At 54.6% G+C, this 13,643-nt stretch carries 11 protein-coding genes; 5 read left to right on the top strand and 6 right to left on the bottom strand.

The window, feature by feature from the left end:
* The first annotated feature begins 44 nt into the window (after positions 1-44).
* From ubiG to yfaE, 4 genes are all read left to right on the top strand, one after another.
* On the top strand, positions 45-773 hold the full coding sequence (ubiG, locus tag NXS97_RS20355) for a bifunctional 2-polyprenyl-6-hydroxyphenol methylase/3-demethylubiquinol 3-O-methyltransferase UbiG (protein WP_015699856.1): 729 nt from the start codon (positions 45-47) through the stop codon (positions 771-773).
* A 459-nt stretch (positions 774-1,232) separates the two neighbouring features.
* Positions 1,233-3,518: a class 1a ribonucleoside-diphosphate reductase subunit alpha gene (gene nrdA / locus NXS97_RS20350; protein WP_013026495.1), complete on the top strand. Its 2,286-nt coding sequence runs from the start codon at positions 1,233-1,235 to the stop codon at positions 3,516-3,518.
* Positions 3,519-3,596: 78 nt separating this feature from the next.
* Complete coding sequence (gene nrdB, locus NXS97_RS20345; protein ID WP_014594159.1) at positions 3,597-4,727, top strand: class Ia ribonucleoside-diphosphate reductase subunit beta; 1,131 nt, start codon at positions 3,597-3,599, stop codon at positions 4,725-4,727.
* A 2-nt stretch (positions 4,728-4,729) separates the two neighbouring features.
* Complete coding sequence (yfaE, locus tag NXS97_RS20340; RefSeq protein ID WP_014605383.1) at positions 4,730-4,990, top strand: class I ribonucleotide reductase maintenance protein YfaE; 261 nt, start codon at positions 4,730-4,732, stop codon at positions 4,988-4,990.
* A 236-nt stretch (positions 4,991-5,226) separates the two neighbouring features.
* On the opposite strand, the gene NXS97_RS20335 is transcribed toward yfaE, so the two are convergent.
* Both NXS97_RS20335 and elaB read right to left on the bottom strand, forming a co-directional pair.
* Entirely contained in the window at positions 5,227-6,423 is a 1,197-nt protein-coding gene (locus NXS97_RS20335; protein ID WP_028715401.1) for a nicotinamide mononucleotide deamidase-related protein YfaY, read from the bottom strand.
* Between the two features lie 207 nt (positions 6,424-6,630).
* Entirely contained in the window at positions 6,631-6,942 is a 312-nt protein-coding gene (gene elaB, locus NXS97_RS20330; RefSeq protein ID WP_015699853.1) for a stress response protein ElaB, read from the bottom strand.
* 343 nt (positions 6,943-7,285) lie between these two features.
* On the opposite strand from elaB, the gene NXS97_RS20325 reads away from it, so the two are divergent.
* Positions 7,286-8,944, top strand: a complete 1,659-nt coding sequence (locus NXS97_RS20325) for a glucan biosynthesis protein D (RefSeq protein WP_019105998.1) — start codon at positions 7,286-7,288, stop codon at positions 8,942-8,944.
* An 89-nt stretch (positions 8,945-9,033) separates the two neighbouring features.
* On the opposite strand, the gene NXS97_RS20320 is transcribed toward NXS97_RS20325, so the two are convergent.
* From NXS97_RS20320 to nuoM, 4 genes are all read right to left on the bottom strand, one after another.
* On the bottom strand, positions 9,034-9,492 hold the full coding sequence (locus NXS97_RS20320) for a GNAT family N-acetyltransferase (protein WP_013026501.1): 459 nt from the start codon (positions 9,490-9,492) through the stop codon (positions 9,034-9,036).
* Between the two features lie 40 nt (positions 9,493-9,532).
* Positions 9,533-10,456 (bottom strand): alpha/beta hydrolase, encoded by a 924-nt coding sequence (locus NXS97_RS20315; protein ID WP_116219892.1) that lies wholly within the window; start codon positions 10,454-10,456, stop codon positions 9,533-9,535.
* A 200-nt stretch (positions 10,457-10,656) separates the two neighbouring features.
* Complete coding sequence (gene nuoN, locus NXS97_RS20310; RefSeq protein ID WP_013026503.1) at positions 10,657-12,114, bottom strand: NADH-quinone oxidoreductase subunit NuoN; 1,458 nt, start codon at positions 12,112-12,114, stop codon at positions 10,657-10,659.
* 6 nt (positions 12,115-12,120) lie between these two features.
* On the bottom strand, positions 12,121-13,641 hold the full coding sequence (gene nuoM / locus NXS97_RS20305) for an NADH-quinone oxidoreductase subunit M (protein WP_013026504.1): 1,521 nt from the start codon (positions 13,639-13,641) through the stop codon (positions 12,121-12,123).
* Positions 13,642-13,643: the final 2 nt, after the last annotated feature.

The raw sequence follows: 13,643 nt of genomic DNA, 5'->3' as shown, positions 1-13,643 counted from the left end.
AAGCGTTTATACTGATGTCACGTTTTGTCAGGAGTCACGATTCAATGAATGCACAACCACAGAATCATCAGCACAATGTCGATGCACAGGAAATTGCCAAGTTTGAGGCCGTTGCCTCGCGCTGGTGGGATCTGGAGGGCGAATTTAAACCGCTGCACCGTATTAACCCTCTGCGGCTGGGCTATATTGCACAACACAGCAACGGGCTGTTCGGCAAGAAAGTTCTGGATGTTGGCTGTGGCGGCGGCATCCTGGCCGAAAGCATGGCGCGGGAAGGCGCGGTGGTCACCGGGCTGGATATGGGTGCCGAACCGCTGGAAGTGGCGCGTCTGCATGCCCTGGAGAGCGGCGTCACGCTCAGCTATGTGCAACAGACGGTGGAAGAGCACGCCAGCCAACACGCGGGCGAATACGATGTGGTGACCTGCATGGAGATGCTGGAACATGTGCCCGATCCGCGTTCGGTGGTGCACGCCTGCGCGCAGTTGGTGAAACCCGGCGGTGAGGTGTTCTTCTCGACTATCAACCGCAATCCCAAAGCCTGGCTGATGGCCATTTTTGGTGCTGAATATGTGCTGCGCATGGTGCCGCGCGGCACACATGATGTGAAAAAATTTATCCGCCCTTCTGAGTTGCTGGGCTGGGTCGATGAAACGCCGCTACGTGAGCGCAATATGATTGGCCTGCACTACAACCCCATCACCGATAAGTTTCGTCTGGGTAACGGTGTGGATGTGAACTACATGATACACACGCATCACGGCGACGCCTGATAATCCTGCAGCGTGTGGCTCTGCCCTGCCCACGCTGCTGTCATCCTGTTGTCATCTGCGCAGGTTAGCGTTTCCGTGGGGCGGATCCAGGGCATTGGCTGAGACGGTATCTGCACGTTTTGCTCTCCCGCGCTGAGGTGTTGGAAAAGTTAGCGCAATGTTTGAAAAATCAGCGGTCGATCATAAATTGCAATATTTTCTCTGAATGGTTGACACGACCTGCGGCCTTACGAGACGCGGCTTAAGAAAACCCTCAGAAAATACAACCCCCGCAGACATCATTTTTTCCTCTTGTTAAGCGCCAGCAAAATACTAGAATAAGCCTCCATATTGTTATGCATATCGTCAATAACCCCAAGATGTAGTGTTTATCCACAACATTATTCACAATGAATATGCTGTGTATAAATCGGGATTTCTTTTAATTATTGGATACTCACGCAAAGGTAAAAACGCGACATGAACCAAAGTCTGCTCGTTACTAAACGCGATGGCCGCCAGGAGCGCATTGATCTCGACAAAATTCACCGTGTCCTCGACTGGGCGGCCGAAGGGCTGAACAATGTGTCGGTTTCACAGGTAGAGCTGCGTTCCCACATTCAGTTTTATGATGGCATCAAAACGTCTGACATCCATGAAACGATCATCAAGGCCGCTGCAGACCTTATTTCTCGCGATGCCCCTGACTATCAATACCTTGCTGCCCGACTGGCAATCTTCCACCTGCGTAAAAAAGCTTACGGTCAGTTTGAACCGCCCGCGCTGTACGATCAGGTTGTTAAGATGGTCGATCTGGGCAAGTACGATCGCCATCTGCTGGAAGACTACAGCCGTGAAGAGTTCGAGCAGATGGATGGCTTTCTCGACCACTGGCGCGATATGAATTTCTCCTACGCGGCCGTGAAGCAGTTAGAAGGCAAATACCTGGTTCAGAACCGCGTTTCCGGTGAGATCTACGAAAGTGCCCAGTTCCTGTATATCCTGGTCGCCGCCTGCCTGTTCTCAGGTTATCCGCGCGATACGCGTATGGATTACATCAAGCGTTTCTACGATGCGATCTCGACCTTCAAAATCTCGCTGCCAACGCCCATCATGTCGGGAGTGCGTACGCCTACGCGTCAGTTCAGCTCCTGCGTGCTGATTGAGTGCGGCGACAGCCTGGATTCGATCAATGCCACCTCCAGCGCCATTGTGAAATACGTTTCTCAGCGCGCGGGCATTGGTATCAACGCCGGACGTATCCGCGCGCTGGGCAGCCCTATCCGTGGTGGCGAAGCATTCCACACGGGCTGTATCCCGTTCTATAAGCACTTCCAGACTGCGGTGAAATCCTGTTCGCAGGGCGGCGTTCGTGGCGGCGCAGCCACGCTGTTCTACCCAATGTGGCACCTGGAAGTCGAAAGCCTGTTAGTGCTGAAAAACAACCGTGGCGTTGAAGGCAACCGCGTGCGTCATATGGACTATGGCGTGCAGCTCAACAAAATGATGTATCAGCGTCTGCTTAAAGGCGAAGACATCACGCTGTTCAGCCCGTCAGACGTGCCTGGCCTGTACGATGCCTTCTTTGCCGATCAGGATGAGTTTGAGCGCCTCTACACCAAATATGAAAAAGACAGCAGCATTCGCAAGCAGCGAGTGAAAGCCGTGGATCTGTTCTCGCTGATGATGCAGGAACGCGCCTCAACGGGCCGTATCTACATCCAGAACGTCGATCACTGCAACACACACAGCCCGTTTGACGCCAGCATCGCGCCGGTTCGCCAGTCTAACCTGTGTCTGGAAATTGCGCTGCCGACCAAGCCGCTGAGCGACGTCAACGACGAGAACGGTGAAATCGCGCTGTGTACGCTTTCAGCGTTCAACCTGGGCGCCATTGACAGCCTGGACGATCTGGAAGAGCTGGCGACCCTGGCGGTACGTGCGCTGGATGCCCTGCTCGATTATCAGGATTACCCGATTCCTGCCGCACAACGCGGTGCGATGGGCCGTCGCACGCTGGGTATTGGCGTGATTAATTTTGCTTACTACCTGGCGAAGCACGGCGTGCGTTACTCCGACGGCAGCGCCAACGGCCTGACGCACAAAACCTTTGAAGCCATTCAGTATTACCTGCTGAAAGCCTCAAACGAGCTGGCGAAAGAGCAAGGTGCCTGCCCGTGGTTTAATGAAACCACCTATGCGCAGGGCGTACTGCCGATCGACACCTACAAGAAAGATCTGGATGCGATTTGCAATGAGCCGCTGCACCTGGACTGGGAAACCCTGCGTGAGCAGATTAAAACCCACGGTCTGCGTAACTCAACGCTTTCTGCGCTGATGCCGTCTGAAACCTCATCGCAGATTTCAAACGCCACCAATGGTATTGAGCCGCCGCGTGGTCATATCAGCATCAAGGCATCCAAAGACGGTATTCTGCGTCAGGTGGTGCCGGAGTATGAGCGTCTTAAAGATCAGTACGAACTGCTGTGGGATATGCCCTCCAACGACGGTTACCTGCAGCTGGTTGGCGTGATGCAGAAATTTATCGATCAGGCGATTTCGTCTAACACCAACTACGATCCGTCACGCTTCCCGAATGGCAAAGTGCCGATGAAGCAGTTACTGAAAGATCTGCTGACCGCCTATAAGTTCGGCGTGAAGACGCTCTATTATCAAAACACCCGTGATGGTGCGGAAGATGCGCAGGATGATCTGGCACCTTCTATTCAGGATGATGGCTGCGAAAGCGGCGCCTGTAAGATCTGACGGTCGGGCGGGAGCCATTCCCGCCCACATTTTCCCGCGAGGCCGGTGCTGAGCCTCGTCTACATTGGACAGTTTTTTATGGCTTACTCCACTTTTTCTCAGAATAAAAATGACCAGTTGAAAGAGCCGATGTTTTTCGGTCAGTCCGTTAACGTGGCCCGTTTTGACCAGCAGAAATACGATATCTTTGAAAAGCTGATCGAAAAGCAGCTTTCGTTCTTCTGGCGTCCTGAAGAGGTCGATGTTTCACGCGATCGTATCGATTACCAGGCCCTGCCCGATCACGAAAAACACATTTTTATCAGCAACCTGAAATATCAGACGCTGCTGGACTCCATTCAGGGACGCAGCCCGAACGTGGCGCTGCTGCCGCTGATCTCCATTCCTGAGCTGGAAACCTGGATCGAAACCTGGGCATTCTCAGAGACGATCCACTCACGCTCCTACACCCACATCATTCGTAACATCGTAAACGACCCGGCGGTGGTGTTTGACGATATCGTGACCAACCAGCAGATTCTGGCACGTGCTCAGGATATCTCGCAGTACTACGATGATCTGATTGAGATGACCAGCTACTGGCATCTGTTAGGTGAAGGCACCCATCAGGTTAACGGTAAGTCCGTCACCGTCAGCCTGCGTGCCCTGAAAAAGCAGTTGTACATCTGTCTGATGAGCGTCAACGCGCTGGAAGCCATCCGTTTCTATGTCAGCTTTGCCTGCTCGTTTGCGTTTGCCGAGCGTGAGCTGATGGAAGGCAATGCGAAAATCATCAAGCTGATTGCCCGCGACGAAGCCTTACATCTGACCGGTACTCAGCACATGCTAAACCTGCTGCGCACTGGCGAAGACGATCCTGAGATGAAAGAGATCGCCGCCGAATGTCGTGAAGAGTGTTTTGAACTGTTCAAAAAAGCGGCACTGCAGGAAAAAGAGTGGGCGGAATACCTGTTCAGCGGCGGTTCGATGATCGGCCTGAACAAAGATATCCTGTGTCAGTATATTGAATACATTACCAATATTCGTATGCAGGCGGTTGGCCTCGATCTGCCTTTCGAAACGCGTTCTAACCCGATTCCCTGGATCAACGCCTGGCTGGTGTCGGACAACGTTCAGGTGGCACCGCAGGAAGTGGAAGTCAGCTCCTATCTGGTCGGTCAGATTGACTCCGAAGTGGGCGAAAACGACTTCGACGATTTCCAGTTGTAATGATGAGCCGTTCCGTTGTTATTCTGCGCAGTTCCGGTACCCGACTGGAGGGCGCAGACGATCACCCTAACCTGCTGACGATGCTGGAAGCCAACAACCTGTGTGTTGAATTCCAGTGCCGTGAGGGCTATTGCGGCTCCTGCCGGATGCGGCTACTGAGCGGCGAAGTCGACTACGCGGAAAAGCCGCTGGCGTTTATTGAGCAGGGCGAGATCCTGCCCTGCTGCTGTAAGGCGAAGGGCGAGATCGAGCTTGAACTCTAGGCTCGCATCTCAGGCAGTTAAAAAACCGTCATTCTAACCGAATGGCGGTTTTTTTTCTGGCGCTGGCTCAGGGAATACGGGCAATCACCTTGATTTCAAAATCGAAGCCTGCCAGCCAGGTGAGATCAACAACGCCACGTCCGCAGCATAAAACCGTCAGCGCGCGCCGCTTAACGGTTTGTCGGCGCTGTCATAAGACAGGCTGGGCGACGCCAGCCCCTTACGTACGCTCAGGCTTAGTGCTTCACCGTTTCGATCACATCGATCCAGCCGTGCCCTGTGCTTACCTCACTGCCGTGTAGCCAACGGCGCAGCATATTCATCGCCATCATCGCCACCACTTTTTGCCGGGTTTCCAGATTATGACGACCGTGGTTAAACTTCACGCGTTGTCCCCAGGTCGCCTCCGGCGTGTGTAGCGCAACGGAAATCTCGCCTTCGCTCAGGTTGCCGACCGACAGGGCCAACGGCGTCTGCAGCCTCGCCGCCAGCGCCTGCGTGCGCATCACCTGTACCTCAAGGCTTTCGTCCTGCTGCGGCAGAATTTCGGTGGCGCTCAGGGGAACCTCAGCCGAAGCCAACTGCCAGTTGAGTAACCCCGCCGTGTACTGCTCGCTGATTGCGAGACGCAGGTTACGTTGATTCAGTTCTCGCGCCAACAGCGCAGGCAGCCCCTCCAACCCTTCAAAAATCGTGCATTCCGCTAGCAGTAAACGCACCTGCTGCCAGACCTGCTCCATCGCCACGCGCTGTGAGGCAGGCCCGGTGAGCTTAATTTCGATAATGGGCATTGATGAACGGTAGCCCATCAACACGTTTTCCGGCAGCGCCAGCGGCTCAAGTTCATTAGCAATATCGCTTTCACCCCGACCAAAGGTCGTCAGCCGCAGACACAGCGGCGGCTCTGGCAGGTCAAATTTATTTTTCAGGCGGGGGATGATTTGTTGTTCAACCATCACTTTAAATTCGGAGGGTACGCCGGGGGTAAAAAACAGCCAGCAACGGTTGAGCTGCAGGGCAAATCCACAGGCGGTGCCGACCGGATTATCGAGCATTTCGGCATTGGCAGGAATTTCGGCCTGTTTGCGATTGCTGTCGGCCATCACACGTCCACGACTGGCGAACCAGGCTTCCATAGTTTCAAGCCAGGCTTCCTGCATCACCAGTTCAACGCCACTCGCCATCGCAGCCGCCTGGGCGCTAAGGTCATCAGATGTGGGCCCCAGGCCGCCGTTAACGATGAGCACATCCGCTTCAAGACTACGTGCCTGTAAGGTCTCAACCAGGGACGACAGGGAATCACCTACTGTTGTACGGCTGGTCATCGGCATTCCGTGCTGAAATAACACATCAGCCAGCCAGGCCGCGTTGGTATCGACGATTTGACCGTGTAACACTTCATCGCCCGTGGACAGCATTTCGACTCTAATCACGTTCTTTCTCCTTGTGCCATTAGGTTCACTTTAGAAAGCCCCTGCGTAAAACACAATCTGTAAGGGAGATTTAGCGTCGAATAAGGCCGCGTCTGGCGAGAGGATAAGGAGGAGATAAGAAGATAAAAAGCAGGCAAGGGATGTCGAGAAAGCGCAAACGGACAGGAGTGAGCCTGCCCGTTGTACGTATTGCACTACGCGTTTAGCTTAACGGCGAGCCAGCAGCAGGCCTAAAACCAGCCCTGCCGTTGCACCAATACCGATGCCCTTCCACGGTTTCTCATGGACGTAATCGTCGGCACGGTAAGCAACCTGTTTAGCACGATAGTAGTAGCTATCGGACGCCTGACTAACACGTGACTTTACATCTTCCAGCGCTCGTTCAGCTTTGGTTTTCAGTTCGATGTATTTCTGGTCGGCCGGATCCCCTGATGACTTCAGCACTTCTTCCAGCGTTTCGGTCAGCAGTGCGATATCGTCGTCATAGCCTGTTTCAAAAGATTCAGTCTGTTTTACCATCATTTCCTCCATGTGAATTGCAAAGCACCTGGTTAACTATAGTCCCAAAACAGGGCTTTGCGTGGAACTCCGCCAGGAATTGCCTGAAAATCAGCGTGAGTAAACAAAACGGCAGTGAATCTGTGTCACGCTGGGCGCTACGCAAAGAAGTGTAATAGATGGCCTGCTGGCAGCGATTTCGCTTCGCTTATTTGATTTATCTGATAAATTTTCAACGAAATGAATTTTTATCTACGCCGACTGTCGTACCCAGCTGTTGCCTGTAATAATCAGGCCATGTGCATATCAATGCGCTGACACGACAGTCACAGCAAACTCGAACAGCTAAGGAATGATCTCTGGCATGAATCGCAGAATGTTTATGAAAGCGTCAATGGCCTTTTCCGCCGTAAGCGGTATGACAGGCTTATCAACGCTGTTCGCGCAATCCGCCTGGGCAGATGATGGCATTGCTGACGGAACCGCAGTACGCTTCGATTTCGATGAGTTGAAGAAGAATGCGGCCGCGCTGGCTAAAAAACCCTGGGGCGGCGCACCCGGCCCCCTTCCCCCCACGTTGGCAACCCTGACACCACAGGCATACAACGACATTCAGTATGATGCCAACCACTCTCTGTGGAACAATATTCCCAATCGCGAACTGGATGTGCAGTTCTTCCACGTAGGCATGGGATTTAAACGCCGCATCCGCATGTTCTCTGTGGACAGCGCCAGTCGTGAAGCACGCGAAATTCATTTTCGTCCTGAGTTGTTTAACTACAACGATGCCAAAGTCGATACCAAACAACTGCAGGGTAAAACGGATCTTGGCTTTGCCGGTTTCCGCGCCTTCAAAAAACCTGAGCTGGCCCGCCGCGACATTGTCTCGTTTCTGGGTGCCAGCTATTTCCGCGCGGTCGATGACACTTATCAGTACGGCCTGTCCGCGCGTGGCGTGGCCATCAACACCTTCAGCAACGGTCAGGAAGAGTTTCCAGACTTTACGGCCTTCTGGTTTGAAACGCCGAAAGCGGAAGACACCACCTTTACCTGCTATGCCTTACTGGACGGTGCCAGCATCACCGGGGCCTATAAGTTTGTCATTCACTGCGAAGCAGAACGCGTGGTCATGGAGATTGAGAATCATCTCTTTGCCCGCAAGGATATTCGTCAGTTAGGCATCTCGCCGATGACCAGCATGTTCAGCTGCGGCACCAACGAACGCCGGATGTGTAACACCTATCATCCGCAGATTCATGACTCCGATCGCCTGGCGATGTGGAGCGGCAAAGGTGAATGGATTGCCCGGCCGTTAAATAATCCTCAGCGCCTGCAGTTCAACGCCTACGAAGACGAAAACCCGCGCGGCTTTGGCCTGCTCCAGCTTGACCATGACTTTGAGAACTATCAGGACGTGATTGGCTGGTATAACAAACGCCCAAGCCTGTGGGTGGAACCGGTAGGCAAATGGGGCAAAGGCGCCATTAACCTGATGGAAATTCCAACCACCGGCGAAACGCTTGATAACATCGTCTGCTTCTGGCAGCCCGCAGAGCCGATCAAAGCCGGTAGCGAATACAATTTTGCCTACAAGCTTTACTGGAGCGCCCTGCCGCCCGTTCAGAGCGATCTGGCCCGCGTAGATGCGACCCGCACCGGCATTGGTGGTTTCCCCGAAGGCTGGGCGCCGGGCGAGCACTTCCCGGATGTCTGGTGCCGCCGTTTCGCTGTGGACTTTATCGGCGGCGACTTGCAGGCAGCCGCACCGAAAGGCATTGAACCGGTGATTACGGTTTCCTCAGGCACCTTTAAACAGGTAGAGATCCTGTATGTCGAACCGATAAAAGGTTACCGCATCCTGTTCGACTGGTATCCCAACAGCGACAGCGTACAGCCCGTCGAGATGCGCCTGTTCCTGCGCACCAAAGACGAAACCCTGAGTGAGACCTGGCTCTATCAGTATGTGCCACCGCCGCCGGACCAGCGTAAATACGTTGACGATCGCCAGATGACCGTAAGCTAACGCTTCCCTCTCACGTGAAATGCATCTCAGGCCAACCGCCGGGATGCATTTTTTTTGCCCGACAGGGCATCTGAGCCGTGAGCGGCGCTTTACTGCCCTGCTCTGCGCATATCGATATGGGGAATACCGTCCTCAAGATAGCTGTCGCTGACCGTGATAAAGCCATGTCGCTGATAGAACGCCTCAAGATGCGCCTGAGCAGAGAGAAACTGTGAATGCCCCGGCCAGTGCTGCTCACAACTGGCTATTGCCTGTGTCATCAGCTGGTTGCCTAAGTTCAGGCCACGAGCCTTACTGGATATGAGCACGCGTCCGATTTTCACCTCTGCGCCCGCGCGATCGGGTGACAATATGCGCGCGTAGGCCAGCAGATCCCCCTGCGCCATGCCGAGAATGTGACGATTCTCGCCCTGCAAATCCAGGCCATCGACGTCCAGATAGGCGCACTGCTGCTCCACGACGAATACCTCACAGCGTAAAGCCAGCGCCGCGTAGAGCTGCGGAACGCTTAAGGCTTGATGCTGAAGATCCAGCCAACTGATATGCATGTCTTATCCTTACTAAAATGGGCCGCCTGCCCGGGAGGCATCACATCACTTTACCGCGCCGGCCTTTCTGCAGCCAGTGAAGATAATGTTGAGGCCAGGCCATGGTCGGCGTGCCGGGTTTTCCCATACCAAAGCCATGCCCACCCGTGAGATAGCGCACCAGCTCGACGTCAACCTGATGCTGTTGGCAGGCGCTGGCCATGATCAGGGTGTTATGGGGATCGGAAACCGGATCGTCTTCGGCCTGGACCAGAAAAAAGGGAGGCGATGTCGATGACACGTAATTCTGAACGGACCAGGCTGCGTCCTCTGCCGCCGTCGCATGCGTTCCCACCAACATACGGTGCGTTGCGGTGTGCGTATAGGGCGCTTCCAGGGTGATCACCGGATAGATCAGCGCCGCCCCGTCAGCATAAGCTGGCGCACTGTCCAACGCATCAAGGGCAGCATAGCTTTGAAAGTCATGGCGCGTCACAGCCATTCCGAGTAAATGCCCACCCGCGGAAAAACCCAGCACCGAGAGCCGCTTTGCCTGCGGCCGTAACAGCCGCAGCGCGCGCTGGGCATCCTGCAGCGCGACTATGTTGCCCGCTGCCCAGCCCTCGCCGGGAAGCCGGTAGCGCAGAATCGCCGCCGTATAGCCGCGTGCCGTTAACCAGCGTGCCGCAGGCCAGGCTTCTTTCGCCATTTCTATCCGTTTGTACCCCCCGCCGCCGGCTATCAGAACAACATGGCCGTTGGGCATGTCCGGTTTGATCACTGTCAGCGTCGGCACCGCGATATTGCGCTGTGCGCCCGAAGATGAGGTCTTAACGGCACCGACAGGGCCGCCGCCGCCGGGTGGCGTGCCAGGCCAGAGCGGAATCACCGTGTGTGAGATTTCCGGCTGGGATGCCCACGACAGCGTGCTCTTTGCGACTATCAGCGCAGCGGTGAAGCCTAATAAAAAATGACGGCGCTCCATAGGCCATGCTCCTGTAACAAGCCAGAGGACATTGCAGCAGAAAAATAGGGAGACAGAATGAAGATAACGTATTTTTTTAGGGAAGCAGCAACCCTTGCGTCGTCACCGGTCGTGCGGTTAAGTCGCTGCGTGGTGCAGTAGGCAGATTTCAGACAAAAAAAATCAGGCCCGAGGGCCTGATTCAGTATGACAATCGACGATTACATCAGGGGCTGAGCCATCTGTACCAGTCTGATTAACGGCTGCGGATAAACACCTAACAGCAGTACCAGAATCGCTGAAATCAGTACCACCACGCCGCCCGCGGTGAAGGCCCAGTTATCAGGCGTATCACGGTTAAGCAGTTCTGGTGGGCTCAGGTACAGGCTCACGGTCACGCGCAGATAGTAGTACAGGCCGATAGCACTCCCCACCACCACCGCACCGGTCAACCACCACAGGTGCGCACTCACGCCAGAGGCAATCACGTAGAACTTACCGATAAAGCCCAGCGTCATTGGAATACCGGCCAGCGACAGCATCATCACCGTCATCACCGCAGAGAGAACCGGACGACGCCAGAACAGACCGCGATATGAGTAGAGTGAATCCGCATCCGGACCGCGATAAGGGCTCGACATCAGGCTCACGACACCAAAGGCACCCAGACTGCTGAACAGGTAACCGGCCAGGTAAACCCCAGAGGTTTCCAGCGACAGCTGATGATCTTTCACCGCAATCAGCGCCACCAGCAAATAACCCAGATGCGCGATAGAGGAGTAACCCAACAGGCGCTTAATGTTGCTCTGCGAGATCGCCATCAGGTTACCGAACAGGATGGAAACGAAGGCGATGATACCCAATACCGTTCGCACCGCTTCGCTGTCGGTCACCGGCGCATACATGAACAAGCGCATGACGACACCGAAGATGGCGATTTTACTGGCCGTGGCCAGGAACGTTGATACCGGAGCCGGTGCCCCCTGATACACGTCTGGCGTCCACAGGTGGAACGGCACCAGCGACAGCTTAAAGCCCAGACCAATAATCAGCATTCCCAGGCCCACCAGCAACAGTGGCGCCTGAATCATGCTGTCAGTCAGGCTTTTGCCCAGGCTGACGAAGCCCAGGTTGCCAGAGTCAGCGTAAATCAGCGCAATACCAAACAGCAGGAAGGACGATGCCGCCGCCGACAGGATAGTGTATTTCAGGGCCGCTTCCAGCGAACGTTTCTGGCGGAATGCGTAACCAATCAAACCAAACAGCGGCAGTGACAGCAGTTCAATTCCGATAAACAGCGATGCCAGGTGGTTAGACGCTGACAGCACGATACCGCCCAGTGCGGCAATCAGGACCAACAGATAGAACTCGTCCTTGTTATCCGGGAAAGTCGCCAGCCATGGATAGGCAAACGTACAGGTTGCCAGGCTGGCCAGCATCACCAGTGCGGTATAGAACATCGAGTAAGCATCAACGCGCAGCAGCGGCGTGACGTCCATCGCCCCGACCTGGCCCACAAAATACAGCGACAGCAGAGCCAGGTTCAGGCCAACCACTGTTAGCGTGGCGTTAACAAAGTGGTTGCGTCGCCAGGCAATGGACAGCATCACAACCACCACCGTCAATCCGACGATTAACAGCGGCAGCAACGCGATCAATTGTTGAGGAGTTATTGTCATGGCGAATTACGGCCTTGTAGTTGAAATTGAAGCGGTAAACCACTGCTGAATATTGCTCATTGCAGCATGTGAGGTATCCAGAATCGGCTGGGGATAAATACCCAACAGCACCAGCAGAACCACGAGCACGCCAATGGTCAGGAATTCACGTGCCGACATTCCTGGCAGTGGATCTTTAGATTTCGCTTCGCCGTAGTAGGCACGCTGCATCATGACCAGCGAATAAACCGAAGCGAAAACCAGACCAAAGGTCGCAATCACAATAATGACAGGAACGACCTGGAAGCTGCCGGTGAGGATCATAAACTCACCCACGAAGTTACCGGTGCCCGGCATCCCCAGGTTGGCGACAGCAAAGAACAGTGATAAACCCGGAATCCATTTGATGCGCGACCACAGACCGCCCATCTGACGCATATCACGCGTGTGCAGGCGCTCATACAGCTGACCACACAGGATAAACAGGGCCGCCGCAGACAGGCCGTGCGCAATCATCTGTATCACCGCGCCCTGAATGGCCAGTTGGCTGCCGGTGTAAATCGCAATCAGCACAAAGCCCATGTGGGAAATCGAGGTGTAGGCAATCAGGCGTTTAATATCCGTTTGCGAGAACGCCATCCAGGCGCCGTAGAAGATACCGATGATACCTAACCACATCGCGATAGGGGCAAACTCAGCGGATGCATTGGGGAACAGCGGCAGGCTGAAACGCAGCAAACCATAGGCCGCAGTTTTCAGCAAAATACCCGCCAGGTCCACTGAACCGGCCGTCGGCGCCTGACTGTGCGCATCGGGTAACCAACCGTGAAGCGGCACCACCGGCATTTTCACCGCAAACGCGATAAAGAAGCCCAGCATCAGCAGATATTCGACGGTGTGCGACATGGGCGTTTTCAACAACTGCTCGTAGTTGAACGTCCAGACGCCAGTCGCGTTGTAGTGGACAAACACCAGCGCCAGAATCGCAATTAACATCACCAGACCTGATGCCTGGGTATAGATAAAGAATTTGGTGGCCGCGGTGATACGGGTTTTCCCGTCCGAGGCTTTATGTCCCCACAGTGCGATGAGGAAGTACATCGGCACCAGCATCATTTCCCAGAAGAAGAAGAACAGGAACATGTCGATGGCAAGGAACACACCGATAACGCCGCCCAGAATCCACATCAGGTTAAGATGGAAGAATCCCTGATACTTCTCGATCTCGTTCCACGAACACAGCACGGCCATCAAACCGAGCAGCCCGGTCAGCACCACCATTAATAGCGAAAGGCCATCAAGCGCTAAATGGAAATTAATGCCGAAACGGGGGATCCAGGGTACTGAGAAGCTCGATTGCCACTGCGGAATACCCGCTGCCTGCGTCAGTGAATAGCCTCCCTGCAACCACAGCTGCAGTGAAAGCGCCAACGTCAGCCCCATGGTGATCAGTGCAATCCAGCGTGGCACTTTCGCGCCGAAGCGCTCGGCGAGCCAGCAGATAAAACCACCGAAGAAGGGTATGAAAATTAGCCAAGGTAATAACACGG

It is taken from the genome of Pantoea sp. B623, assembly GCF_024814475.1.
GTDB classification, from domain to species: Bacteria; Pseudomonadota; Gammaproteobacteria; order Enterobacterales; family Enterobacteriaceae; genus Pantoea; species Pantoea ananatis.
The sequence above is the reverse complement of the archived record's forward strand: the minus strand, read 5'-3'. Positions and strand labels throughout refer to the sequence as shown.